Origin of the sequence: Pilimelia terevasa (genome assembly GCF_014647915.1) — a bacterium.
Taxonomy (GTDB): Bacteria; Actinomycetota; Actinomycetes; order Mycobacteriales; family Micromonosporaceae; genus Pilimelia; species Pilimelia terevasa.
Genome location: NZ_BMQC01000014.1, coordinates 1 through 24946, shown reverse-complemented (window position 1 = coordinate 24946; position 24946 = coordinate 1). Strand labels below are relative to the sequence as shown.

Sequence of the window (24946 nt, the reverse complement as noted above, 5' to 3'; positions counted from 1 at the left end):
CCGGTGCTCCGGCTCGTAGGTGCCCCACCGGCGCGTCTTCGGGTGACTGGTTGCGCATAGTTCGCGCATCGACGGTGTGTCAAGGCCGCTGGTGGGGATTGCTCGCGAAATTGCGGCGGCGTCGAGAATTGTGCCCGATCGACTGACCGTACGCTAGTGCGATCAGCCACCGCGCCTACGCCGCAATTGCTGATTTACCAGACGATTCGGATGCTCAGGTGGCTCCGCCGGGCTCGGTCACCGGGTCGCCGTTGGTCCGCGCGGCGCCGCGCACCTCCAGGCCCGCGTCGTCCAGCGCCTCCGCCAGCCGGCGGCGCAGCTCCCGGACGACCGACACGTGCGCGTCCACCGTCGTCTTGGCCGTCGCCCGCAGTACCGCGCCGTCGACCGTCAGCGCCTCGACGCCGACCACGGCCGGGGGTTCGATGAACTCGCTCTTGAACGCCGGGTCCCGGGCCAGCGCGGCGGCCGCCTCCTCCAGTACCCGGGTCGCCTGCTCGACGCTGGCGAAGCCGATCGGCACGTCCACCACCGCCATCGCCCAGCCCTGGCTCTTGTTGCCGACCCGGGTGATCTCGCCGTTGCGGATGTGCCAGATCACCCCGGCGGCGTCGCGCACGGTGGTGATCCGCCAGCCGACCGCCTCCACCACGCCGCTGAACGGGCCGACGTCCACGACGTCGCCGACGCCGTACTGGTCCTCCAGCAGCATGCACACCCCGGCGATCAGGTCCCGGACGAGCTGCTGCGCGCCGAAGCCCAGCGCCAGGCCGATGATGCCGGCACTGGTGAGCAGCGGGGCCAGGTTGAAGCCGAGCCGGTCCAGGGACCACAGCGTGACGATCGCGTAGATCATCCCGCTGATTGCGATCTTGAGTACCGAGCCGACCGCCGCGGCGCGCTGCTGGCGGCGCTCGGGCTGCAGCGGGTCGACCGGCTCCTCGGGCCGCTGGCGGGCGGGGCGCAGGAAGCCGCGCCCGGCGTCGCCGCCGCGGCGCCGGACGAACCGGTCGATGATCCGGTGCAGGACCAGGCGGACGAGCGTCGCGCCCGCGATGACCGCGGCGATCCAGACCGGCCTGGTCAGCACCCAGTCCGCCGTGTCGGACAGCCAGACGTTGTCGGTCCACTCGTAGACCTGGGAGCAGAAGGTCGACTTCAGGCAGTTCGGCGAGGGGCTCGGCGTCGTCACCGGTCCTTACTACCGCATGGGGCCCGGCGGCGGCGGACGGGGCGTCCGGGGGCGCGTCGGGCGTCCGGCGGGTGACAGGTGGGCCACGGCCGGGCGGCGGTCGGTGAACTGACCGTTTTCGGGGATGCGCCAGGCCGATCTATCAGGGACTATGTATGCCCGGGTGCCGCGTGGCCCGGGTGCCGACGGCGCGGTGCGGCCGGCGGCCGATCGCGGGAGGTCCGCCGATGGATGGAGCCCACTTAGGCGTCGCTCTGGTACTCAACGCGACCTACGAGCCCCTGTGCGTGGTGTCGGTACGCCGCGCGGCGATCCTCGTCCTCACCGCCAAGGCGAGCTGCGTCACCGACGGCGAGGGCGTCCTGCACTCGGCGCGCCACCGCATCCCCGTGCCGTGCGTGGTCCGCCTGCACCGCTACGTCCGCGTCCCGTACCGCGGCCACGTCGGGCTGTCCCGCCGGGCCCTGTTCGCCCGCGACGGCGGCCGGTGCGCGTACTGCCGCGGCCCCGCCGAGACCGTCGACCACGTCCTGCCCCGGTCCCGCGGCGGCGGGCACACGTGGGACAACGTCGTGGCCGCCTGCGCCCGGTGCAACCACACCAAGAGCGACCGCACCCCGGCCGAGCTGGGCTGGCGCCTGCACACCGCCCCCGCCAGCCCCCGCGGCACCGCCTGGCGGGTGCTCGGGCACCGGGCGGCCGACCCGCGCTGGGCCGGCTGGCTGGACCTGGATCCGGCCATGCTCGACCAGGCGGCCTGAGCCCCCGACGCCCGTGGAGACACCTGTCTGGGCTACCGTGACAGACGCCGGGACGTTCGCGCCGGCGGGTGGGCATTCCGGCGCGCGACGCCGGCGGAGAAGGGTCCGCGGGGCCGGCTCCGGCGCGGCAGAGGAAACCTGAGACGCGGTAGAGGGCTGTGAAGTGACTGTTTCCGAGACGGTGCTCGTCTTCGTCGGGCTCCCGGCGTTGGTCATCCTGGTCGTCGGCGGCCTCGCCTACCTGGGGGAGCGCGCCCCGGCCGGCGGCCAGCGGTACCGCCCGGGCCGGCCGTACGAGGCGGAGCCGGTCTGGTTCGTCGCCGCGGAGGACCGCGACGCGACCCCGGCCATCGCGGGACGCGCGGCCCTGCCGGCCGCCGGTGTGACGGGAGGCGCTAGTGACCGCTGGTAACGCGACCGAGGTGCGGGAGAACCCCTTCACGACCCGCCAGCTCCTGCGCCTGGACAAGGCGCTGCGGACGGCCGACAGCAGCACCGGCCTGACCTTCTCGGTGTACGTCGGCGACCTCGCCGCGCCCGCCCGCGAGACCGCCCAGCGGCTGCACCGGGAGCTGCCGGCGCCGGCCCAGTCGGTCCTCATCGCGGTCTCGCCCGGGCAGCGCCTGCTGGAGATCGTGACCGGCGGCCAGGCGCGCAAGCGGCTCAGCGACCGCGACGCCAAGCTGGCCGCCCTGTCGATGGTCGCGGCGTTCGGCGGCGGCGACCTGGCCGGCGGCATCATCCTCGGCCTCGACCAGCTCGTCACCCACGCCGGCCGCGACTGACCGGCCCGCCGGCCCACGGCCGGCACTCTTCCAGCACAGGGTGAGGGGCGACGGAATCCCGTCGCCCCTCACCCTGTGCTGTCGCCGTCAGGCGGCCGTGTCGCGCGCGCGGGCCGCGCGGGCGCGCACCGCGCCGTCCCGGCCCTCCGCGACCAGCCGCCGCAGCGGCGCCGGCTGGTCCTCGTTCGCCGCCAGCCACGCCTCGGCCGCGGCAATCGCCGCATCGGTGACCTGGAACGCCGGGTAGCCCAGGCCGACGAACGCCTGCGCCGTCTCGCTGTCCTGCTCCGCCCAGATCCGCGCGGCGGACTCGAAGAACCGGTCCGCGTACGGCGCGGTCAGCGCCACCTGCGTCGGGTGCTGGAAGCCCTGCAGCAGCGCGCGCTGCTTCCAGTTCGGCAGGCTGTCGGGGCCGACGAGCTGCTGCCAGACCCGCTCCTTGGCGGCCGCCTCGGGCAGCAACGCCTCGGCCAGGGCGGCCTCCCGCTCGCCGCTGTTGGTCGGGTCGCCCTTCAGCTCCTGCGCGATCTCCGCGGCACCCGCGCCGCCGACGGCCGCGAGGGACTGCAGGACGCTCCACCGCAGCTCGGCGTCGACCACCAGGCCGGGGGCGACATCCTGGCCGGCGAGCCAGCCCCGCAGGACGGCGACATCGCCGTCCGTCCGCGCCGCCGACGCGTACGCCCGCGCCCAGGCGAGCTGCGCGCCGCTGCCGGCCGGCGCGGCCGCCAGCGTCCGCCGGGCCGTGGCCGCCAGCGTCTCCCAGCCCTGCGCCGCCCACTGCGGGTCGGCGTAGAACGTCAGGGCCGACGCCGCCTGGCGCAGCGTCGCCGTGATCAGGTTGATGTCCTCCTCGGCCGGCAGCGCGCCCACGACGAGGTCGAGGTAGTCGCGGGTGGCCAGCTCGGCGTCGCGCACCATGTCCCACGCCGCCGCCCAGACCAGGGCCCGGCCCAGCGGCGCCTCCAGCGTCGCCAGGTGGGTGACGACCGTCGCCATCGAGCGCGGGTCCAGGCGCAGCTTGGCGTACGTCAGGTCCTCGTCGTTGAGCAGCAGGACGTCCGCGGCGCGCCGGCCGGCCAGCTCGTCCAGCACCGTGCGCTCGCCGCCGACGTCGACCTGGAGGTGCTCCCGGCGGCGCAGCCGCCCGTCCACCAGGTCGTACAGGCCCACGCCGATCCGGTGGGTGCGCAGCGTCGGGTACCCGGCCGGCGCCTGCTGGAGCACCGTCACCGCCCCGTACGTGCCGTCGGCGCCGATGGTCAGCTCCGGGCGCAGCGTGTTGACCTGCGCCGTCTCCAGCCACTGCGCCGCGAACTTGCGCAGCTCCCGGCCGCAGGCCGCCTCCAGCTCCGTCAGCAGGTCGTCGAACGTGGCGTTGCCCCACTGGTACTTCTGGAAGTAGGTGCGCAGGCCGGCGACGAAGGCGTCGATGCCGACGTACGCCACGAGCTGCTTGATCACGCTCGCGCCCTTGGCGTACGTGATGCCGTCGAAGTTGACCTCGACCGCCGCGACGTCGGGGATCTCGCAGTACACGGGGTGGGTCGAGGACATCTGGTCCTGCCGGTACCCCCACGCCTTGCGCAGCGACAGGAACGTCACCCACGCGTCGGTGAACCGCGTCGCCTCGCTGTTGCACCAGTGGCTCGCCCACTCGGCAAACGACTCGTTCAGCCACAGGTCGTTCCACCAGCGCATGGTCACCAGGTCGCCGAACCACATGTGGGCCAGCTCGTGCAGGATCGTGTTGGCCCGCTGCTCGTACTCGAAGTCGGTGACCTGCGAGCGGAAGATGTAGTGCTCCTCGGCGTGCACCACGCAGCCGAAGTTCTCCATCGCCCCGGCGTTGAACTCCGGCGTCCACACCTGGTCGTACTTGGGCAGCGGGTACCGGATGCCGAACTGCGCGTGGTAGAAGTCGAAGCCCTGCGTCGTGACCAGGTGCAGGTCGTCGACGTCCATGTGCGCGGCCATGCTCGCCCGGCAGTAGTAGCCCATGGCGATCCCGTCGTGGTCCCGCCGCACCTCGTGGTACGGCCCGCCGCACAGCGCCGTGATGTACGTGCTCATCGTCGCCGACTCGGCGAAGTGGACGACCTGGGCGCCGCCCGCGGCGGGCTCGCTGCCGGCGACCGGCGCGTTGGAGATGAGCTTCCAGTGCCCGGGCGCCGTCACGTGCCAGGTGTAGACGCTCTTGAGGTCGGGCTGGTCGAAGCAGGCGAACACCCGCTGGGCGTCGTTGGTCTCGAACTGGCTGTACAGGTACACCTCGCCGTCGACCGGGTCGACCAGCCGGTGCAGGCCCTGCCCGCTGGTCGAGTACGCGAAGTCGGCCTCGACGACCAACTCGTTGTCGGCGGCCAGGCCCGGCAGCGCCAGCCCGGAGTCCGCGGACCAGCCGCCGATGTCGACCGGCGCGCCGTTGAGGGTCGCCGACCGGACCGAGTCCGCCGCCACCTCGACGAACGTGGACGCGCCGGGCTCGGTGCAGCGGAACCGCACCCGCGTCACGCCCCGGAACGTGTCCGCGCCCGCCCCGCCCGCGCCGTCGGTCAGGTCCAGGTTGATGTCGTAGCTGTCGACCGCGAGCAGGCGCGCCCGCTCCGCCGCCTCCAACTGGGTCAGGTTGCGCACTCCGGCCACCGGTGTCTCCATCCGCGTTCCAGCGCCGACACCCCACCGGTGGCCGGCCCGTCCGGTCATCCTGCCATTGCCGGCGCGCCGACGCGGCGCCTGTCCGACTTGCCGCGCGCCGGGGCACCTCGGTCGGGCGAGGATGATTGCCAGATGCGGGCAAGCGGCGAAAGATAACCCGAATCGGACACCGGGTGGCGGGCCGGCCCCCCGGGTCGAGGAAGGGCCCCACGATGTCGACGTACGACCCCGCGCCCCGCGCGCCCCGCACCGAGCCCGCCATCGACCGCGGCTGGCCGCGCCGCTGGGCCGTCGCCGTCGCCGAACCGGGCTCCGCCCACCTCGCCCCGGCCATCGTCGTCAGCGCCGAGCCCCTGCCCCGCCACGGCGCCGACCCCGCGGCCCGCCCGGCCGTGCCGGCGATCGTCCGACCCCGCCGGGCGGGCCGGCACGCCCGGGCCGGCGCGCCCGGGGAGCCGCGGGAGGTACCGTCAGCCACCATGACCGTCGTGCACCCCGTCCCGCACGCCTGGCTGACCACCGGCGGCACCGGCGCCCGCAACTACGACGAGTTCGCCTCCGACGGTGAGATCACCGCGATCATCGAGGAGAACCCGTACAGCGCGCTCGCCGTCGAGATGCCGCACTGCGCCCCCGGCGCGCACGGGCGGGACTTCCACGCCTGCCTGCCCGACGCCGTGGCGCGCCTGGACCAGGCCAAGCACGCCGGCGCCTACCGGGACGTGGGCGCCGCCGCCGTGCTGTACCGCATCTCCGGCGGCGAGCGCAGCGCCTCCTACGGCCTGTTCTGCGCCGTCGACACCGACCAGATCTCCGCCTCCGCCGACGAGCCCGGCGCGGTGATCCGCAACGAGGACGTGTTCCCGCACAAGGTCCGCGAACGGGTCGCCCTCGCCGAGGCCACCGGGCACCTGCTGTCGCCGGTCCTGCTGCTCAAGGCCGACCGCGGAGCCGGGCCGTCCCGCCTGCACGCGGCGCTCGCCGCCGCCTGCGACGCCGCGGGCGCCCCGGCCGCCGTCGACGTCGACCACGCCGGCCGCACCCACGCCGTCTGGCCCCTGCCGCCCGGCCCCGACACCGACCGCCTGTGCGCCCTGGCCGGCGACGGCGAGCTGGTCGTCGCCGACGGCAACCACCGCAGCCTCGCCGCCCAGCTCGGCCGGCTCGACCGGTTCCTCGCGGTGGTGACCACGCCCGAGTCGGTCACCATCGACGGGTACCACCGCCTCGTCGGCCCCCTGCCGATCTCGCCCGCCGAGCTGGTCAACCGCCTGGTGGCCGGCGGCGCGCAGGTCACGCCGCTGCCCGGCCGGCCCGGCCCGCCCGCGGCCCGCGGCACCGTCCACCTGTACGCGGCCGGGCGGGGCTGGGCCGTGCGGCTGCCCGCGACGCCCGGCGCGAGCGACGTGGACAACCTGGACCACGCGCTCGTCGAGCGCCTCGTCCTGGCCACGCCGCTGGGCCTGGACCCGGGCGACAAGCGGGTCACCTACGTCGGCGGCGACTACCCGGCGTCCTGGCTGTGCGGGGAGGTCGACGCCGGCCGCGCCGACCTGGCGATCCTCATCGCCCCGGTGACGGTCGAGGACTTCCTGGCGGTGAACCTCGCCCGGCACAAGCTGCCGCGCAAGAGCACCTGGTTCACCCCCAAGGCGCGCGCCGGCCTCGTCATCGCCCAGCGGTGACCGGGGCGGCGCGACCGCCGGCCGCGGGCGCCTGACAGACTGCGCGGTATGCGCGTCTACCTGGCAGCCGACCACGCCGGCTACGAGTTGAAGGTCCACCTCGCCCGCCACCTCGCCGCGGGCGGCTACGACGTGGTGGACGTCGGGCCGGCCGAGTTCGACCCGGACGACGACTACCCGGCGTTCTGCCTGCACGCGGGCGCCCGGGTCGTCGCCGACCCCGGCAGCCTCGGGGTCGTCATCGGCGGCTCGGGCAACGGTGAGCAGATCGCGGCGAACAAGGTCTCCGGGGTCCGCGCGGCGCTGGCCTGGAGCACCGAGACCGCCCGGCTGGCCCGCGAGCACAACGACGCCAACGTCGTCGGCGTCGGTGCCCGCCAGCACACGCTGGACGAGGCGGCGGCGATCGTGGAGGCGTTCCTGACGACCACGTTCAGCGCCGGGGACCGGCACTCGCGCCGCATCGGCCAGATCACGCAGTACGAGAAGTCGGGCGAACTGCCGCCGCTGCCCTGAGCGCGGGACGTGCCGGGGCGCTGCGGGTGGGAGCCCGGCCGGGCTCCCGCGGGCGTCAGGCGCGGTGGCCGGGCAGCGCGCTGTCGGGTCGCCAGCCGCGGCGCACGATCGGCAGCTCGCGGTCGGCGGCCGCGAGGTCGGCGGCCGTGGGCCGGCAGGCGTCCCGGGCCCGCAGCGCGGCGCTGAGGCTCACCTGGCTAGGGCCGGCGCCGACCAGCGCCCGCAGGCCGGGCTCGACCCCGGCGTCCCGGCTCGGCAGCCCCCGGCCGTCGCCCCGGCGGGTGTCGGCCGGCGGGCGCGCGGCCCGGTCCGCGTCGGCCACCCGGCCGTCGGCGTCGCCCGTCGGTGCCGCGCGGCCGGCGTCCGGCCGCCCGCGCGGTCGAGGCCGGGGCCGGACGGCCGAGGGCGGCGGCACCGGTACGGGGCGAGGCGGGGGAGCGGGGGCCGGCGGCTCGTCCATCCGGCGACCGTACGCCGGGCACCGGGGCCTGTCACCCGGAGCGGGACCGGCGTCGTCCGGCCGGCGGCACCGCCCCGGCGGCGGAGGCACCGGGTGGGCCTGCCCGGTTATCGTCGAGTTCGGGCATCGATGCCGGCTCCGGTCGGCCAGGTCCGGTCCCGCCGGCGCGACTGCCGGGCCGGGTCCGCGGTACCGGAGCCCGGCCTCGCGCGTTGTTCCACGCGGGCGCGGCGTCCGACAGGGCGGGCGCATCGTCAGTGCGGGCGGGTCGCCGACCCGGTCCCGGTCCCGGTCGGCGGAACAGGAGTCACGAGCATGGCGGAGGGCACGAGGCCGGCGGGCGACCTGCCACCGGCGGCGGATCCGTGGGCGGCGGCGCCCACGCCCGGCGCCCGGGGGGCGTTCCGGGTGACCGGCCCGGCAGCCGCGGGCGCCACGCCCCCGGCCGGCGGGGCCTGGAACCCACCCGTGCCGGCCCTCCCGGCGTACCACCCGGGCCGGGCCGTCATCGGCGCGGCGACCGTCCAGCCACCTATGCAGACCACGTCGGAGTACCCGCCCGAGCTGCGCGAGCACGCCGAACGGGTCCTCGGCCCCGCCCGGCCGCCCCGGTCGGTGCGCCGCCAGCAGCTCCGCCGCGGCGGCGGCTGGAGCTGGTTCGGCGGGATCTTCGCGTTCGTCTGCTGGGGCGTCTGGGCGATCTCGGTGCGCGGGGGCAGCATCGCCGTACCGGCGCTGGGCCTGCTTACCATGGTGGCCGTGGCGGCGGGGGTCTTCGGCCTGGCCCGGCTGCTCGGGGCCGTCGTCCTGGAGCGGGGCCTGGGCCGCGCCCGGTCCAGCGCCTGGGGAGCGCACCTGGCCGCCGGCGCGTTCTGCGTGGCCACCGGCGTGGCCTACCTCGGGCAGACGACGTGGTTCGTCGAGGTGCTGCGCTTCCTGCGCGGCCTCGGCTGACGCGCGGGCCGCCCCCGGTGCCCCGCGACCTCTAGGCTCGGCGCGTGGACGACTGGCAGGAGCCGCCGCCCGAGGCGTACGGCACGGTGACCGACCCCGAGCGGTACCGGCCCCTGCACGCCGCCGCGTCCCGACTCCTGGACGCGCTCGCGGCGACGTACGACGTCCGGCGCCGGGACCACCGCGCGCCCGACCCCGGGCCGGCCGGCCGCGCGGTCCCAGCCGTCGCGCTGGTGCCGGTCGTGCCCGCGGCCGGCCCGCTGCGCGTCGTCTTCAGCGACTTTCCGGGCCTACGCGTCACCCTGGGCCGGTGGCGGGACCTGAGTCTCCCGTCCTGCGGCTGCGACGCCTGCGACGAGCAGCCGGCTGACCTGGTCGAAGAGCTGGGCACCGAGGTGGCGACGCTGGTCGACGGCACCTTCTCGGAGCGGCTGACCCACGGCCGCGCGGCACGGCAGAGCTGGGGACGGACGCACCTGCCCGAGAGCGCCTGGGGATGGACGGCTCTGTCCCGGGCCGAGGCGACGCGCCTGGGGCCGGCCGCCCGGATCGACTGGGCGCCCTGGCCACGCCGGGCCTGACCTGCACCCCGGCCGGGCCTGAGTCGCATCCGACCGGACGTGTGGAGCGGGCGACGAGAATCGAACTCGCGTAATCAGTTTGGAAGAACGTCCGTGGTTGATCGATGTGCCGGAAATTCCTGGTCAGCGGCCTGCCAACGGATCGTCTCGTGCCCGTTCGTGACCGCCCGCGGAACGGGTTAGTGGCACGTAGCTGGCACGAAATTAGCCAGCTCCACCTATCCGCCGCCTGTCATCCCGTCTGCCGTCGTCCCACCCGTGAGGGGTGCGGAGCTGCCCCAGGCCGGCAAGGTGGAGCGCCCTGCGGACGTACGACCTTGCCGGCCTGGGGCAGCTCTGCTCGGCTTGCCTGGGGCGTCGGTAGACGGGATATCCCGGAGTTGGAGCACCCCCGCCGGAGGCTCGCTCTTCTAGCCGGACCGGTCTGGCTGAGGCGACGCCGGCCCAAACTCCCGGCAATCGGTCGGTGGCGGCTGTGGTGTCGACTGCGGTGACCACGGGCACGAGGGCAAGCCAGTCCGTAGGACTGGTGCGGCAGCCGGAAGCCGGAACCACGACGGACCTCAGCCACCCACAGCTTCCGTCCCGCCTCAACCATCCACCACCCCTCCTTCACCCCCATCCCACCCTTCGTGGATCGGTGTGGCGGCCGGCGCGGTGCTGTCCTCGACTGTCGATGGCTGGGCGGGTGCACGACGATGGGTGCGGGGCATTCGGGATGAGCTGCGTCCATGCGGAGGTGGGATGCCGGGATGTTCTGTCGGCTCGGGGCTCAGTGTCGAGTCGAACGAGGTGGCGAACCGGTGGCTGCGGCGTCCCCCGTCCGCGCCCCCGCAGGGCGCGGGCGGGGCGGGCCGCAGGCACCGGCCACGCCCCCTCGTGCGTCGCGCGAAGCGCGGCGCCTTGATCCCTAAGAGAACAATTCGGCAGTCAATCGGTGCTGAGACGCGGTGATCGCAGGATGCCCCGCGCGTACGTCGGTGCATCACGACATGGGCGACGCCGTCGCGGACTGCACGCATGCTCGCTGACGGACCCACATCTCCGACTAGGCAACCGTCTAGTAGATGACGCCTCGCTGCTCATGCAGGTCAAACTTCGCCCGAACATGGTTGCCGATCAACCGCAGAGCTGGGCCAAGGCATCGGCACGGCTAGCGATTAGTAGACGCCTTCGCTCCCGTTCGATCTCGTCCACATGGTACTGCTGTACGGTTACCTGTTCGGGGTGCTTGCGGTAGAGCATGCTGGGTTCGTGGATGAAATAGCCATCGCGCAGGACGCTCGCGGGGATGAGTAGTCCTGTGTCTTCGGCACTAGTGAGGGCCATCCAGCCCCCAAGAGCGATGCACAGGTCACGACGCATACACATCGTCACAGGATGAATAGGGAGGCGCCAGGCGTTCTCGCGCCACTCGCGAAGTGTCTGTCCGCGTGGGATAAGCCCCTCGGCTGGGTCTTCATGTTCCCAACTGACGACTTCACCATTAGGTAACAGGTCGAGTACGCGTGAGGTGGTCCAGCCAATCTCAGGGAGTTCGTCAAGCTTCTTGATGTCACGCGCCAGGGCGCCAGGGAGCAGCTTGTCGTCGGCGTCGAAGTTCTTGATCAGCTCACCGGTTGCTCGAGAAAGAGCTACGGTGCGGGCGACTCCAGGTCCCCCTGGCCGGGCGGAAGCTGCCTTGATGCGCTCGTCAGCGGGGAGGGCTGCCGCGACGGTGCCCGTCTCGCCGTCTTCCTGTACGAGCCATTCCCATTGCCAGCCATCGGGCAACTCCTGGGCTGACAGCGACTCGTACGCTTCCTTTAGGTATGAGGCGCTTGGGGCATGGGCGGCGGTGATGATCGAGAGGGTCCTAGGCATCCGCATCCTCCGGCGCAACGTCGTTGATGTTCTCGATTACCATGCGGTCCGCTCGGATCACGATGTCGGCAGTTTCTAAAGGTAGGTCACCCGCGAAGTGCGTACGGATGATGTGGAGCACGGGTACGCCGCTAGAGAGCGACAATTCCCGACTCTCATCTGGCCGTGGCATCCGCGCTCGGATGTACTCCTGTACGTGAGTGACCTTCATGCCGATAGAGTCGAACCGAGTGATGACATCTGGTTGGCCCCGCTCGCCAGAAGATGGCTTTTCGATCGGAGTTCCGGCGGTCAGCTTCAGCGGTTCCCACTGTCGGCTGATCTGGATCAGCTCATTGTCAGCACGCCAGCGGTAGACCGCTTCGGACACCATGTCACCCGGCTCGATGGCGAGTCGTTCGGCCACGTCGGGGGTTGCGCTGACCACCCGCCGTTCATCGGACACAGTGTCGTTCCACCCGCCACGAGCCGCCTCTGCGCGGTTGGGCGCCAGGCCGGTCCTCCTGTATCGCCTGCTGGCATACCGGACAAGCTCGCGTCGCTCTCGGACGAAGCTGCCCTTCCCTTGCCGCGACTCCACCAGACCCTCGCCGCGAAGCTGGGCGATCGCGTTGCGCGCCACGGTGACCGACACGTCGTAGCGGTCCATCAGCTCACGCTCGGTCAGCAGCTTCGCGCCTGGTGGCAGGCGCCCTTCGGTGATCTCTGCGCGGATGTCGTTGGCGATCTCCGCGTACTGCGGCGTCCGGGCCATCACTGGATCTCCCTCCAAAAATCTTGGCTACAGTCTACCGCTGTCGTACTCAGTGTTGTTATAACTATGAGTGCCACGACCGAACCGGACGGCTCGGTCGCAACGAGGAGGTAACTCATGGCTCTCAAGGGTGGATGGCGGTTCGCGGTCCGGTTCGAGGACATGTTCCCGTCGGGGTGTGCGATGAGCGCGGATGCGCTGGTCAGCAAGGTGACGGACTTCGAGAAGAAGGGGAAGGCCGACGATCAGGACATCGACAAGCAGACGAACCTGCGGGTGTGGTCGGTCCGGGTGATCGACCTGGACCCGGACCTGGAAGGCCGCTCCCGTGAGGTGGTGGTCAAGATTTCGGCTCCGGTGCAGCCGGTTCCGCCGGTGGGCGCGTTCCAGCCGGTGGAGTTCGAGGGGTTGACGGTGACGCCGTGGGTGAACGACAAGGGCCGTCAGCAGTACTCGATCCGGGCGACCGGGATGCGTGCTCCGCGGTCGGCCGGCGAGGTTCGTGCGGCTGAGGGTAAGCCGGCTGCGAAGGCGGGTGCCTGATGACGACGGCGGTGACGGCTGTTCCTGGGCCGCGTGTCGGTGAGCAGACGGCGACGGTGGTGCAGGTGATGGCGCTGCTGTCGGGCTGGCTGGGGCTGGGTCTGGGGTCGCCGGTCTGTTTCGACTTCTCGCTGCGTTGCCCGTCGTTGACGGTGCAGTTCAACGACGCGGCTGTGTATGAGCGGTGGCGGGTGCTGCTGGATGCGGTGGAGCGGCTGCGGTTCATCTGGGACAACGACGGCACGGCGCGGGTGAGCGTGTCCAGCGAGGCGATCTACGAGGGGTGGACGGTGCGGCTGCTGTGCAGTCTGCCGGTCGAGGCGGAGCCGCCGCCGCTGCGTAGGTCTTGCTGAGTGTTGTGACGCGGGGCGGTCCGTAAGGCCGTAGGAAGCCGGACCGCCCCGCTACCCCTCCCGAACCTTCTACAGCCTGAAAGGGCGTCCTCATCATGCCTTCCAAGCGTGTGCGCAAAACGCGGTGTCCGCAGTGTCGGGGCCTGTTCACTCCCACGGCCCCCGGTGACCCGTCCGAGGTCTGTGACCTGTGCGAGAACCAGTTGATCCTTCCGTTCCCGCCGGTCGCGCCGGTGCGGGATGCTCGGGGCCGGTTCGTTCCTGCCGGGGGTGCCCGGTGAAGGGCATGCCGTTGGTCAACGTCCGGCGGCTGGCGGTCCCGGTCCCGTGGTACCTGGTCATCTTCGTCATCGCCCTGTACGCGGTCGTGGTGGTCGTCCGGCTGGTCGTCGGGCTCCTGGTCGCGATGGTCCGCTACCGCCGTGCCCTGCCTGAGGTGGCGGCGGGGCTGCTGCTGGTGTGGGCGGTCGACCGGTACGGCTGGCAGCCGGTCGCCCTGGGCGCCGTCTTCCTCGGTTCGGTGCTTGCCGGCTGGTGGTGGCGGTGGCGGGCGTCGTGTCGGCGGTTGGTGGTGTGGCCGCTGTTGGGTCGGTGGCGGCGTTGCTGGGTGTACCGCCGTCAGTGGGACGAAACCCTGACCTTGACCGGGCTGGTCAAGACGTATGAGGGCGGGCGGAAGGTTCCGGCGTTGCTGTCGGTGCGGTGCACGGACGCCACCGATGTCGTACGGGTTCGGATGCCGCGCGGTCAGGTCCCGGAGGTGTGGCACAAGCAGGCCCACGCCCTGGCCCTGTCGTTCGGTACCCGGCATTGTCGGGTGTTCTCCACCCGCCGCGACCCCGCTCCGGTGCGTGCGGGTCGGCTGGCGTGGTTGTGGAAGCCGGTGGACTGGGCGCGGTTCCGGGACCGGCCTCGGCTGATCACGTTGGTGTTGATCCGCCGTGACCCGCTGACCGCGGTGGTGGCGCCGCTGCCGGTGCCGTCGGTCCCGGACTTCACGCGGTTGGGGTTGGGGTTGTGTGAGGACCTGGCCCTTTACCGGCTGCGGCTGCTGGCCACCCACGTCCTGATCGTCGGCGCTACCCGGGCCGGGAAGGGGTCGGTGATCTGGTCGCTGATCCGTTCGGTGGCCGCCGGGGTGGCTTCGGGTTTGGTGCGGCTGTGGGTGATCGATCCCAAGGGCGGCATGGAGTTGGCGCTGGGTGAGGACATGTTCACCCGCTATGAGGACTCCGATTTCGTCGCCATGGCTGATCTGCTCGATGATGCGATCGGGGAGATGAACCGGCGTAAGACCAGGCTGCGGGGCAAGGTGCGGGTCCACACCCCGACCACCGATGAGCCGCTGATCCTGATCGTGATTGATGAGCTGGCCGCGCTGCTGGCGTACCTGCAAGACAACCGGCTTCGTGATCGGATCACTCAGTCGATGGCGGTCCTGCTCTGCCAAGGCGCCGGACTTGGCGTCCTGGTCGTGGGTGCCACCCAGGACCCCCGCAAGGAGGTTCTGTCGCTGCGGGATCTGTTCCCCACCCGGATTGCGTTGCGTCTCAACGAGGCCGATCACGTGGACATGTCTCTCGGGCTGGGTGCCCGTGGTCGGGGTGCGGTGGCCGATCACATCCCCCGGTCGATGGCCGGAACCGGCTACGTCGTGGTCGAACACCGCCCCGAACCGGTCCGGCTCCGGTTCTCCTTCATCGACGACGACTTGATCCAGGAGATGGCCGCTACCTACCCGGCCCCGTTGCCGGCGGCGGTCGTGGCCCCGAAACAGGCCAGCGGGATCGACGGCGGCATGCGGACGACGTATCGGCCCGGTAAGCGGCCCCGGCCGCTGCTGCCCGACAGCCTCATGGGCGTCGTGAATCCTCGTGACGAGCTGGGGGAGTCGGCATGATCCCCGAACTTGACCCGCCCCGCCGGCCCCCGTTCGCCGACGAACCCGACCCCGAACCGCGCCGCTTCTACCGGCTACGCGCCCCCGACATCGAACGGACCTCCACCGCCGTGACGGTGCGGGTGACCCCCGGGGAGGGCGTCTACCTGGCGGTGGGTTCGGGCCGGCGGCGGATGGGTTTGAGCGTGGATGAGGCGTGGGCGCTGTGGCGGTGCCTGTCCGAAGCTGTCGCCTCCACCGGCAGCCCTCCGGACTGGATCCAGGTCCACATCCGCCCCACCCCCCGCTGATCTTCCTTCCGTTCGGCCCCGCGTGTCCGGGGCCTGGCGCACGGCGCCCACACACCACCTTGGAGCACCCCATGAGCACCATCGGAACCCGCAAACTCCGCCGACTTCCCGCCGCCGACCCGTGTGCCGCCTGTGTCGGTGACGGCTGCTCGGTCTGCGACCCCACCCGCGATCCGATCATCACCGCTGTCCGCCGGCACGCCGTCGACCTGGCCGCCGAGGACACCGAGGGCTACGGGATCGGGTGGGCGGCATGAGCTACCAACTGTGGTCCTGGCTCCTCACCGCCGTCGGCGTCACCGGCCTCTACCTCGCCGGACGCAACTCCTGGACCGGCTGGGCCGTCGGCCTGGCCTCCCAACTGCTGTGGCTGGCCTACTCGGTTACCACCGGGCAGTGGGGGTTCCTGGTCTCGGTCTTCGCCTACGGCGCCGTCCACGCCCGCAACCTGCACCGCACCATCGCCCGCAACCGCCAAGCAGCAGCCGCCGCACACAAGAGCGAGGTGAAGTCATGACCGGCCGCCGCTGGCGTCGCCCGCCCCGCACCTGCCCGCCCTGGTGCCCGCAGGATCACCGGTGCACCGCCCGACACGGCTACCCCTCCGGTGAACACCGGTCGGCCCCGATCATCTGGCACACCCGGTATGGCGCTATCCACGTCGCCGCCGTCGCACCGCTGACCGGTAGTCCCCGGATTGAGGTCACCACCGTGATCCGGCTGGACCCCGACCGCTACCGGCAGGCCGCCCGCGCCCTGGTCCCCACCCTCGACACCGCCGTCCGCACAGTCCTCGCCGCCGCTTCATCCACCGGCGCTGGGAAGGAGTAGCCATGCCCGTCACCGCAGACCAGACCCCCCGACCCGGATCCCGGGCCGCCCGGCTGACCATCCCCCTGAAAGTCGACGTCCTACGCGACTACGCCCGCGAGCTTGGCGTCTGCCTCAAACCCGTTCTACTGCGCCGGATCGACACCACCACCGGCGTCGCCTCCATCATCGAAATCCCCTGCGGGGCGCGCCTGGCCTCCAAGTGCACCCCCTGCGCCGAACGCAACCGCCGCATCCGGCTTCAACAGATCCGCGGCGGCTGGCACCTCGACACCGAACCCATCCCCCCGCCGGAACCCGCCGACGATGAGATGCGCGCCCTGGTCACCCTGCGCGCCGATCTGGAACACGCCCGAGCCCACGCCGGAGCCACATCAGACTGGCCCGAAGTCACCGCCTGCGACGAAGCCATCGCCGAGGTTGAAAACCTGATGTCCGGCGTCGGCCTGCGCGGCACCGCCGGCCCCACCACCGAACGAGAGCGGCAGAGCAAGGAGCGCAAGAAGCGCACCACCCGACGCCGTGAAGACGCCCCCGAACTGCCGTCGCTGACCGTGGACCGGGGACGGACCATCGGCCGGGCGTTCACCACCCCGGACGGGCGCACGTTCCGGCCCTCGATGTTCCTGACCCTGACCCTCGACAGCTACGGCCCCGTCCACACCCGGCGCCGGCCGGGGCGGCCTGAATGCGGGTGCGGGGTCATGCACCACCGCGATGACCCCACCGTCGGCACACCCCTGGACCCCGACACCTACGACTACCGACGCGCCGCCCTGGACGCCATCCACGGGGCGAAGATCGTGGACCGGTTCTGGCAGAACCTCCGCCGCGCCACCGGTATCAACGTCCAGTACGCCGGCTCCATCGAACTACAACGCCGCCTGGCGCCGCACTGGCACTTCGCCATGCGCGGCACCTTCCCCCGCCGGCTGCTCGCCCAGGTCGCCGCCGCCACCTACCACCAAGTCTGGTGGCCGCCCCACGATCAGCCGGTCTACTCCGCGCAGGACGCGCCGACCTGGAACAACCAGGCCGGCGGCTACGTCGACCCCCGCACCGGTGACCTACTACCCACCTGGGACCAGGCCATGGACGACCTCGACGCCCAGGGCGCCGACGCCGAACCCGCGCACGTCGTCTGGCTCGGCAAAATCGACGCCAAGGGCGTCAACGCCGGCAGCCAAGACGCCGAACGCACCATCCGCTACGTCACCAAGTACATCGCCAAGGACCTCACCGACACCGTGAAGCCGGGCAACGACCGGGCACGGCAGCACTTCGACCGGCTCCACGCCGAACTGGTGCACCTGCCCTGCACGCCGAGCTGCCCGAACTGGCTGCTCTACGGCATCCAGCCGGCCAACTGCGACGGTACCGAGAAGCGGCCCGGCCTGTGCAGGGGGAAGGTCCACCGGCGGGAAACGCTCGGGTTCACCGGACGGCGAGTGCTCATCTCCCGGCAGTGGGCCGACAAAACCCTGACCGACATCCGCGAAGACAACCGCGCGTGGGTCCGGGCGCTGCTGGCCGATACCGACGGCGAGATCCCCGACGGCCCGGTGCGCACCGACGGCCAGTACGTCTACGAGTTCGCCAAGAACACCGACGCCGACGTGCCACCACTACGCGTACGGCTCATGACCGCCATCGCCACCCGCAGCCAATGGCGCCAAAGCCTCGAACAGGCAAAACAACGACAAGCCGAGCTCTCGGCAACGGAGGAAGGGAAGGCAGCGTGAGCAGCGGGGGAGTGGTGCGTATCGGTTCGGGCCTGCTCACGCCGGATGAGGTGGCGGCCCGGTTGCGCTGCACGACTCGGTTCGTGCGTCGCCTGGTCGCGGACCGCCGGATCGCCTTCGTGAAGGTGGGCCGCAGCGTGCGGTTCGAGGAGTCAGCAGTCGTGGAGTACGTCGGGCGTCAGCGGGTGGCCCCGCTCAGCCGCGCCGAGCTGCGGCTGGCGTTCCTGCGCGGCGAGGTGGCCGCCTGATGGCTAACAAGCCTGGGCGTCGACGTTTCGGCAGCGTCCGTCAGCTTCCCTCGGGCCGCTGGCAGGTCCGCTACCAGGGGCCGGACGGGCTGACCCGCACCGCGCCGTTGACGTTCGAGTCGGAGAAGAAGGCCAGCAAGTGGCTGACCCTGGAGGAGGCCGCAGTCATCCGGGGGGAGTGGGTCGCCCCCGAGGCCGGCGGGATCACCCTGGATGAGTACGCGCCGCGGTGGATCGCTGAGCGCAAGCTGTCGTCGCGCACCCGGGAGAACTACGAGGACCTCTATCGGCTGCACACTGCCCCATATCTCGGCAAGGTCGCTCTCGGCGCCATCCGTCCGGCGACCATCCGAAGCTGGCGCAAACAACTGCTTGACGACGGTCACCCGGAGCCGCAGGCGGTGAAGGCGTACTGCGTGCTACGCGCGGTCCTGAACACGGCCATGAAGGAAGACGGCATTATCCGGGACAACCCGTGTCGAATCCGCGGATACGACCGATACCACACCCCTGAGCGGCCTACGGTCGACATCGTCAAGGTCTACGAGCTGGCCGACGCGATGCCCAAACGGTTCCGGGCCTTGGTGCTGCTCGCTGCGCTCTCCGGCCTGCGTTGGGGCGAGTTGATCGCGCTGCGCCGCAGCGACCTCGACCTTAAGACAGGCACGGTGCGGGTTCAGCGCAAGCTCGCCACGCTCCGCAGCGGCAAGACGGAGTTCGGGCCGCCGAAGACCGACAGCGGGGTCCGCACGGTGGCGCTACCGGCATCGGCCGTGGCGGCACTTCAACAGCACTTTGACGGGGGATTCGTGCAGGACGGCGTCGAGGGCCTGGTCTTCACCGGGGCCAAGAACGCTCTCCTGCGGTCCGGGAGTTGGGCCAGTGCGGTGTCCTGGCGCAAGACGTTGGACCGGCTCGGATTCCCGGAGAAGTTCCATTTCCACGACCTGAGGCACACGGGCAACACGCTGGCGTCCACCACGGGCGCCAGCACCCGCGAGCTGATGCACCGGATGGGTCACGCCAGCATGCGGGCCGCGCTCATCTACCAGCACGCGACCCGGGAGCGGGACCAGGAGATCGCCCGCGAGATCGAGCGGCGCATCACCCAGGCCAAGGGCACGCAGAAGTCCGAGCTTCAGCCCCCGGAAGGGGAGTCCGAGGGGTCGGCCGGCGGGTAGTGGCACGGGAATGGCACGCAAGATCAGAAAGCTCAAGATGCGAAGAAGGCCCAGTAGCGGAAATCTTGCCGCTGACCTGGGCCTTCTTCGTGTGGAGCGGGCGACGAGAATCGAACTCGCGTAATCAGTTTGGAAGACTGAGGCTCTACCATTGAGCTACGCCCGCGGGCCCTGTTGCGGGACCCGGGCCCGTTACGGGCCCCTCGCGCACCGGCGGAACGGCCCACGAGAGCACCAGCCTACTGAATCTCGTCCCGCCCCGCGCACCCGGCCGCCCCACCGGGTCGGGCCGACCCACGGCCGCGCGGACCCAGCACATAGACTGCTCCTCGCCACGGGGTGTGGCGCAGCTTGGTAGCGCACTCGCTTTGGGAGCGAGGGGCCGTGGGTTCAAATCCCGCCACCCCGACTGTCCGTCACCCGCTGTCGGTGCGTCTGGTTGGCCGGGCCCGCATGGCCCGTCCCCGGGGTACCCGCGCCTGCGGGCACCACAAAGACCGACCCCGATCTGCAAGGAGTACGTCTGTGAACAGCACCGTCGAGACTCTCAGCGCGACCCGCGTGCGGCTCGCCATCGAGGTGCCGTGGGCTGACCTGGAGCCGAGCCTGAAGAAGGCGTACCGGGCGATCGCCCAGCAGGTGAGCATCCCGGGCTTCCGGCGCGGCAAGGTGCCCACCGCGGTCATCGACCAGCGGGTGGGCCGGGGCGCCGTGCTCAACGAGGCCGTCCAGGAGGCGATCCCCCAGCAGCTCGTCGCCGCGTACCAGGAGCACGACCTCAAGGTCCTCGGCCGGCCGGACGTCGAGGTCACCGACCTCAACGACGGCGAGCCGCTGAAGTTCACGGCCGAGGTCGACGTGCGTCCGCAGGTCGACCTGCCGGACCCGGCGGACCTGAAGGTCACCGTCGACGCGCTGGAGGTCACCGACGCCGACGTCGACGAGCAGGTCGACGGGCTGCGCCAGCGGTTCGCCACGCTCAAGGGCGTCGAGCGGTCCGCGGTCGAGGGTGACTACGTGCAGATCGACCTGTCGGCCGCGGTGGACGGCAAGGAGGTCCCCGGCGGCAGCGCGGAGAACATCTCGCACGAGGTCGGCAGCAAGCAGCTCCTGGAGGGCCTGGACGACGCCCTGGTCGGCATGTCGGCCGGCGACACGGCGACCTTCCAGACCGCGCTCGTCGGCGGCGAGTTCGCCGGCCGGACGGCGGACGTGTCGGTGACGGTGCGGACCGTCAAGGAGAAGGACCTGCCTGCGCTGGACGACGAGTTCGCCCAGCTCGCCAGCGAGTTCGACACCCTGGACGAGCTGCGCGCCGACAGCCGCGAGCGGCTCACCCGGGTCAAGCGCGTCGAGCAGGTCTACGCCGCCCGCGACAAGGTGCTGGAGGCGCTCGTCGCCGCCACCGAGGTCCCGGCGCCCGAGGGCGTCGTGCGCGAGGAGGTCGAGCACCGCAAGCAGGCGATGGTCGACCAGCTTGAGCGCATGGGCGCCAACCTGACCGGCTACCTGGCCGCCGAGGAGAAGACCGAGGAGCAGCTCGACGCTGAGCTGCACGAGGCCGCCGTCGAGGCCGTCAAGATCCAGATCATCCTCGACGCGCTGGCCGAGGCCGAGAAGGTCGAGGTCAGCGACGACGAGTTCGGCCGCGAGATCGTCCAGCGGGCGCAGCGGGCCGGGATGCAGCCGCAGCAGTACTACGACCAGCTCGCCCGCAGCGGCACCGCCGGCGCCGTGTACGGCGACGTGCGCCGCGGCAAGGCGCTGACCACGCTCATGGAGAAGGCGACCCTGACCGACTCGGCCGGCGAGGTCATCGACCTGGCCGCGGTCCGGGCCGACGGTGGCGACGGGGCGCAGGGCTGACCGACGTCCGACGGGGCCTGTTCCGCCGTGCGCTTTGAGCGAACAGGCCCCGATGGCGCCCCGCCGGCCGGTCCCGACCGGCTAGGGTCGACGTACGACAGACGTAGCGTCGGCTCACCGCCTCGCGGCCCCTCCGGGCGCCGCCGGCCCGGGTCGGCAGCGTGACGGCGAAGGGCTGCCATGACTGACCTACACCTCCCCGCCTCCCCGCAGCTCCGCGGCGGCGGTGACCAGCTCGCGAGCCTGGATGACTCCGTCTTCAACCGGCTGCTCAAGGAGCGGATCATCCTCCTCGGCAGCGAGGTGACCGACCAGGTCGCGAACCGCATCTGCGCCCAGCTCCTGCTGCTGGCCGCGGAGGACTCGGACCGCGACATCTTCCTGTACATCAACTCGCCGGGCGGCTCGGTGTACTCCGGCATGGCGATCTACGACACCATGCAGTACGTCAAGAACGACGTCGCCACCTGCGCGATGGGCATGGCGGCCTCGATGGGCCAGCTCCTGCTGTGCGCCGGCGCGAAGGGCAAGCGGTACGCGCTGCCGCACGCCCGGATCATGATGCACCAGCCCTCGGGCGGCGTCGGCGGCACGGCGGCGGACATCGCCATCCAGGCCGAGCAGATGCTGTACACCAAGAAGATGTTCCAGGAGCGGGTCGCCTTCCACACCGGACAGACCGCGGACCAGATCGAGGCCGACTCGGACCGCGACCGTTGGTTCACCGCCCAGGAGGCGCTGGACTACGGCTTCATCGACAAGCTGATCACCGGAGCCAACCAGGTTCCGCAGGGCGCCGGCACGCTGAGCTGAGGATAGGTGCACATGACGGATCTCAACCTGCCCCCGCGGTTCGCGCCGGTGCACAACCGGTACGTGCTCCCTTCGTTCGTGGAGCGCACCTCGTACGGGATCAAGGAGTCGAACCCGTACAACAAGATGTTCGAGGACCGGATCATCTTCCTCGGCGTCCAGGTCGACGACGCGTCCGCCAACGACGTGATGGCGCAGCTCCTGACGCTGGAGGGCACCGACCCGGAGCGCGACATCATCATGTACATCAACTCGCCGGGCGGCTCGTTCACCGCGATGACGGCGATCTACGACACGATGCAGTACGTCCGGCCCGACATCATGACCGTGTGCCTGGGACAGGCGGCCTCGGCCGCCGCGGTCCTGCTGGCGGCGGGGACCCCGGGCAAGCGGATGGCGCTGCCGAACTCGCGGATCATCATCCACCAGCCGGCCACCGAGGGCGGCTACGGCCAGGGCTCGGACATCGAGATCCAGGCGCGCGAAATACTGCGAATGCGGACAATGCTGGAGACGCTGCTCGCCCAGCACTCGAAGCAGCCGATCGAGAAGGTCCGCAAGGATATCGATCGGGATAAGATCATGACGGCGCCCGAGGCGCTGGACTACGGCCTGGTCGACACCGTCCTGGCCAGCCGCAAGAAGGGCCTTGTGCCCGCCTGACCACGTCGGTTGTCCGGTTTTCGCGGGCCGGTCGGCTGGTGCGGGGCGCCGGCCGGGCCGCGGACACACCGCCGCCAGGGGTCGGAGAATTCCACGGGAACGGGTAACGTCGAATCGGAGTCGTCCGCCGGGACACCGTCGGGTCGGCGAACACCCGCCCACGGGGTGTTCTCGGATCGCGGGCGGCCCCTGACGATAGGGATGTGTGTGACGGACCATCCGCACGCCGATGCGTTCGCGCGGCGCCGAGTGCAGGGAGATGCGTAGGTGGCACGGATCGGAGACGGCGGCGACCTACTGAAGTGCTCCTTCTGCGGCAAGTCGCAGAAGCAGGTCAAGAAGCTCATCGCAGGCCCCGGGGTCTACATCTGCGACGAGTGCATCGATCTGTGCAACGAGATCATCGAGGAGGAGCTGGCCGAGTCCGGCGAGGTCAAATGGGACGAGCTGCCCAAGCCCCGGGAGATCTGCCAGTTCCTCGACTCGTACGTCGTGGGCCAGGACTCGGCGAAGAAGGCCTTGGCCGTCGCGGTCTACAACCACTACAAGCGCATCCAGGCCGAGGCGGGCTCCAGCGGCGCCGACGCCGTCGAGCTGGCGAAGTCCAACATCCTGCTCATCGGTCCCACCGGCTGCGGCAAGACGCACCTGGCCCAGACCCTGGCGCGGATGCTCAACGTGCCCTTCGCAATCGCGGACGCCACGGCGCTGACCGAGGCGGGCTACGTCGGCGAGGATGTCGAGAACATCCTGTTGAAGTTGATACAGGCCGCGGACTACGACGTGAAGCGTGCTGAGACCGGCATCATCTACATCGATGAGGTCGACAAGATCGCACGCAAGTCGGAGAACCCGTCGATCACCCGTGACGTGTCGGGCGAAGGTGTGCAGCAGGCCCTGCTGAAGATCCTGGAGGGCACGGTGGCCAACGTCCCGCCGCAGGGCGGACGTAAGCACCCCCACCAGGAGTTCATCCAGATCGACACCACGAACGTGCTGTTCATCTGCGGCGGCGCGTTCGCCGGCCTGGACCAGATCATCGAATCCCGCACGGGCAAGGGCGGCGTCGGCTTCGGCGCCCACCTGCGGGCGATATCGGAGCGGTCGACCGACGACATCTTCGGTCAGGTGATGCCGGAGGACCTGCTCAAGTTCGGCCTGATACCCGAGTTCGTGGGTCGGTTGCCGGTTCTCACGAACGTGCGCAGCCTCGACCGCGAGGCGCTGGTCCAGATCCTCACCGCGCCGCGCAACGCGCTGGTGAAGCAGTACCAGCGGCTGTTCGAGCTGGACGGCGTGGAACTGGAGTTCGAGGCGGACGCGCTGGAGGCGATCGCCGACCAGGCGTTGCTGCGCGGCACCGGTGCGCGCGGCCTGCGGGCGATCATGGAGGAAGTGCTCCTGAGCGTCATGTACGAGGTACCGAGCAACCCTGATGCCGCCCGGGTGCTCGTCACCCGCGAGGTCGTGTTGGAGAACGTCTACCCCACCATCGTGCCGCGGGATTTCGTGGGCCGGCGGGCACGCCGGGACCGTGAGGAGAAGTCCGCCTGACGCGGCGACGTACGGCACGGGTGCCCGGACATGGTCAGTGTCCGGGCACCCGTCTTTGCTGTCAGGTGGGGAAAGTGCAGGTCAGCACGGCAGGGCCGGGCGGCCCTGTCTAGGTGTGGCCCAGGCCACATGTCCGCGATTTGACGCCGCGGTGGCCAGCCGCGTAACTTTCTCTCTGCCAGCAGGGAACGGACAAAACAGCCGGTCAGCCGGAAAGTGTACGAACCACGCAGGCATGAGGTTCAGGGCAAAGTCGGCACTACTGTGCTAGAGTTTCCCCACCTCACGGGCGGTGCGAAGGTAGATCGAAACTAGATTTGCCAACGCGGGACCGACCGAGTAAGGTAGCTAGGCCGGCAGGAGCCGGGCGGGCCACCGCGAAACGCGACCGACACGGGCGCGGGAGCGACGAGGCCGGCCGGTCTGCCAGAAACTCGAACTGCTAGGCTCCAGCCGAAACAGTTTGCACCGACTCGGGCAAGGCGCAGCAAAACGCAAAAAGCGGATTTGACAGGCGCGAAATTGACCGAATAAGCTAAGCAAATAACAGCCCCGGAAAAATGCGCTGGTAAACTGGCGGTTTCGACGGTGTGTGTTTGTTCTTTGAGAACTCAACAGGGTGCTTCAAGTAATGCCAGTGCCAAGTTATTTTTTACCCCGTCGGCATTCACTGTGTGTGGGTGTTTTGATGGTGTGATTCCTTTGGCAACATCATGTTGTCGGGATGATTTTCCAAGTTTTGTTGGAGAGTTT

25 protein-coding genes and 2 tRNA genes are annotated in these 24946 nt (G+C 70.8%); 21 read left to right on the top strand and 6 right to left on the bottom strand.

The genetic code is table 11. The annotated features are described in order from the left end of the window. Positions 1–214 precede the first annotated feature (214 nt). Positions 215–1192, bottom strand: a complete 978-nt coding sequence (locus IEY75_RS16820) for a mechanosensitive ion channel family protein (protein WP_189115324.1) — start codon at positions 1190–1192, stop codon at positions 215–217. 227 nt (positions 1193–1419) lie between these two features. Between IEY75_RS16820 and IEY75_RS16815 the strand changes: the two genes are divergently transcribed. From IEY75_RS16815 to IEY75_RS16805, 3 genes are all read left to right on the top strand, one after another. Beyond that, the gene (locus tag IEY75_RS16815; protein WP_189115323.1) at positions 1420–1953 is read left to right on the top strand and encodes an HNH endonuclease; all 534 of its coding nucleotides are present in this window, start codon (positions 1420–1422) and stop codon (positions 1951–1953) included. Positions 1954–2116: 163 nt separating this feature from the next. Continuing rightward, positions 2117–2365: an aa3-type cytochrome oxidase subunit CtaJ gene (gene ctaJ / locus IEY75_RS16810; RefSeq protein ID WP_189115322.1), complete on the top strand. Its 249-nt coding sequence runs from the start codon at positions 2117–2119 to the stop codon at positions 2363–2365. Next, the gene (locus IEY75_RS16805) at positions 2352–2738 is read left to right on the top strand and encodes a DUF5130 family protein (protein ID WP_189115321.1); all 387 of its coding nucleotides are present in this window, start codon (positions 2352–2354) and stop codon (positions 2736–2738) included. Before ctaJ ends, IEY75_RS16805 begins: the two co-directional genes overlap by 14 nt. An 87-nt stretch (positions 2739–2825) precedes the next feature. Here IEY75_RS16805 and pepN read toward each other — a convergent pair whose 3' ends face one another. Beyond that, positions 2826–5375, bottom strand: coding sequence for an aminopeptidase N (gene pepN / locus IEY75_RS16800; protein ID WP_189115378.1), 2550 nt, complete (start codon positions 5373–5375; stop codon positions 2826–2828). 500 nt (positions 5376–5875) lie between these two features. Between pepN and IEY75_RS16795 the strand changes: the two genes are divergently transcribed. Both IEY75_RS16795 and IEY75_RS16790 read left to right on the top strand, forming a co-directional pair. Continuing rightward, entirely contained in the window at positions 5876–7081 is a 1206-nt protein-coding gene (locus IEY75_RS16795; protein WP_189115377.1) for a DUF1015 family protein, read from the top strand. Positions 7082–7129: 48 nt separating this feature from the next. Further along, a complete protein-coding gene (locus IEY75_RS16790; protein ID WP_189115320.1) occupies positions 7130–7597 on the top strand; it encodes a ribose-5-phosphate isomerase in 468 nt (155 codons plus the stop codon). Between the two features lie 55 nt (positions 7598–7652). Here the strand turns inward: IEY75_RS16790 and IEY75_RS16785 are convergent, their stop codons facing one another. Continuing rightward, the gene (locus tag IEY75_RS16785; protein ID WP_229789803.1) at positions 7653–8057 is read right to left on the bottom strand and encodes a hypothetical protein; all 405 of its coding nucleotides are present in this window, start codon (positions 8055–8057) and stop codon (positions 7653–7655) included. Positions 8058–8372: 315 nt separating this feature from the next. Between IEY75_RS16785 and IEY75_RS16780 the strand changes: the two genes are divergently transcribed. Together IEY75_RS16780 and IEY75_RS16775 are read left to right on the top strand one after the other, a co-directional pair. Further along, entirely contained in the window at positions 8373–9011 is a 639-nt protein-coding gene (locus IEY75_RS16780) for a hypothetical protein (RefSeq protein WP_189115319.1), read from the top strand. Between the two features lie 44 nt (positions 9012–9055). Next, positions 9056–9592 carry a DUF6226 family protein gene (locus IEY75_RS16775; protein ID WP_189115318.1) on the top strand — a complete coding sequence of 179 codons (537 nt, stop codon included), beginning with the start codon at positions 9056–9058 and terminating at the stop codon, positions 9590–9592. A 1119-nt stretch (positions 9593–10711) separates the two neighbouring features. On the opposite strand, the gene IEY75_RS16770 is transcribed toward IEY75_RS16775, so the two are convergent. Continuing rightward, positions 10712–11455: a glycosyltransferase family 2 protein gene (locus tag IEY75_RS16770; RefSeq protein WP_189115317.1), complete on the bottom strand. Its 744-nt coding sequence runs from the start codon at positions 11453–11455 to the stop codon at positions 10712–10714. After that, on the bottom strand, positions 11448–12209 hold the full coding sequence (locus tag IEY75_RS16765) for a GntR family transcriptional regulator (protein WP_189115316.1): 762 nt from the start codon (positions 12207–12209) through the stop codon (positions 11448–11450). The genes IEY75_RS16770 and IEY75_RS16765 overlap by 8 nt, the downstream gene beginning before the upstream one ends. A gap of 117 nt (positions 12210–12326) precedes the next feature. Here IEY75_RS16765 and IEY75_RS16760 point away from each other — a divergent pair, with 117 nt between their 5' ends. The 9 genes from IEY75_RS16760 (at position 12327) to IEY75_RS16720 (ending at position 19297) form a co-directional block, all read left to right on the top strand. Then, a complete protein-coding gene (locus tag IEY75_RS16760; RefSeq protein WP_189115315.1) occupies positions 12327–12752 on the top strand; it encodes a transcriptional regulator in 426 nt (141 codons plus the stop codon). After that, a complete protein-coding gene (locus tag IEY75_RS16755; RefSeq protein WP_189115314.1) occupies positions 12752–13105 on the top strand; it encodes a hypothetical protein in 354 nt (117 codons plus the stop codon). The genes IEY75_RS16760 and IEY75_RS16755 overlap by 1 nt, the downstream gene beginning before the upstream one ends. A 190-nt stretch (positions 13106–13295) precedes the next feature. Continuing rightward, complete coding sequence (locus tag IEY75_RS16750; RefSeq protein ID WP_308425714.1) at positions 13296–15005, top strand: type IV secretory system conjugative DNA transfer family protein; 1710 nt, start codon at positions 13296–13298, stop codon at positions 15003–15005. Beyond that, on the top strand, positions 15002–15295 hold the full coding sequence (locus IEY75_RS16745; RefSeq protein WP_229789801.1) for a spread protein: 294 nt from the start codon (positions 15002–15004) through the stop codon (positions 15293–15295). The genes IEY75_RS16750 and IEY75_RS16745 overlap by 4 nt, the downstream gene beginning before the upstream one ends. 71 nt (positions 15296–15366) lie before the next feature. Continuing rightward, the gene (locus tag IEY75_RS16740; protein WP_189115312.1) at positions 15367–15552 is read left to right on the top strand and encodes a hypothetical protein; all 186 of its coding nucleotides are present in this window, start codon (positions 15367–15369) and stop codon (positions 15550–15552) included. After that, a complete protein-coding gene (locus IEY75_RS16735; protein WP_229789799.1) occupies positions 15549–15812 on the top strand; it encodes a hypothetical protein in 264 nt (87 codons plus the stop codon). Before IEY75_RS16740 ends, IEY75_RS16735 begins: the two co-directional genes overlap by 4 nt. A 316-nt stretch (positions 15813–16128) precedes the next feature. Further along, positions 16129–17868 carry a replication initiator gene (locus IEY75_RS16730; RefSeq protein ID WP_189115311.1) on the top strand — a complete coding sequence of 580 codons (1740 nt, stop codon included), beginning with the start codon at positions 16129–16131 and terminating at the stop codon, positions 17866–17868. After that, positions 17865–18116: a helix-turn-helix domain-containing protein gene (locus tag IEY75_RS16725; protein ID WP_229789798.1), complete on the top strand. Its 252-nt coding sequence runs from the start codon at positions 17865–17867 to the stop codon at positions 18114–18116. Before IEY75_RS16730 ends, IEY75_RS16725 begins: the two co-directional genes overlap by 4 nt. After that, the gene (locus tag IEY75_RS16720) at positions 18116–19297 is read left to right on the top strand and encodes a tyrosine-type recombinase/integrase (protein ID WP_189115310.1); all 1182 of its coding nucleotides are present in this window, start codon (positions 18116–18118) and stop codon (positions 19295–19297) included. The genes IEY75_RS16725 and IEY75_RS16720 overlap by 1 nt, the downstream gene beginning before the upstream one ends. 92 nt (positions 19298–19389) lie before the next feature. Here IEY75_RS16720 and IEY75_RS16715 read toward each other — a convergent pair. Continuing rightward, positions 19390–19463: transfer RNA gene (locus IEY75_RS16715), tRNA-Gly, on the bottom strand. Between the two features lie 169 nt (positions 19464–19632). On the opposite strand from IEY75_RS16715, the gene IEY75_RS16710 reads away from it, so the two are divergent. From IEY75_RS16710 to clpX, 5 genes are all read left to right on the top strand, one after another. Next, positions 19633–19706, top strand: a tRNA-Pro gene (locus IEY75_RS16710). 116 nt (positions 19707–19822) lie between these two features. Continuing rightward, positions 19823–21163, top strand: a complete 1341-nt coding sequence (gene tig / locus IEY75_RS16705; protein ID WP_189115309.1) for a trigger factor — start codon at positions 19823–19825, stop codon at positions 21161–21163. Positions 21164–21343: 180 nt separating this feature from the next. Beyond that, positions 21344–21976, top strand: coding sequence for an ATP-dependent Clp protease proteolytic subunit (locus IEY75_RS16700; RefSeq protein WP_189115308.1), 633 nt, complete (start codon positions 21344–21346; stop codon positions 21974–21976). Between the two features lie 12 nt (positions 21977–21988). Beyond that, positions 21989–22639: an ATP-dependent Clp protease proteolytic subunit gene (locus IEY75_RS16695; protein ID WP_189115307.1), complete on the top strand. Its 651-nt coding sequence runs from the start codon at positions 21989–21991 to the stop codon at positions 22637–22639. Positions 22640–22906: 267 nt separating this feature from the next. Further along, the gene (clpX, locus tag IEY75_RS16690; RefSeq protein ID WP_189115306.1) at positions 22907–24193 is read left to right on the top strand and encodes an ATP-dependent Clp protease ATP-binding subunit ClpX; all 1287 of its coding nucleotides are present in this window, start codon (positions 22907–22909) and stop codon (positions 24191–24193) included. Positions 24194–24946: the final 753 nt, after the last annotated feature.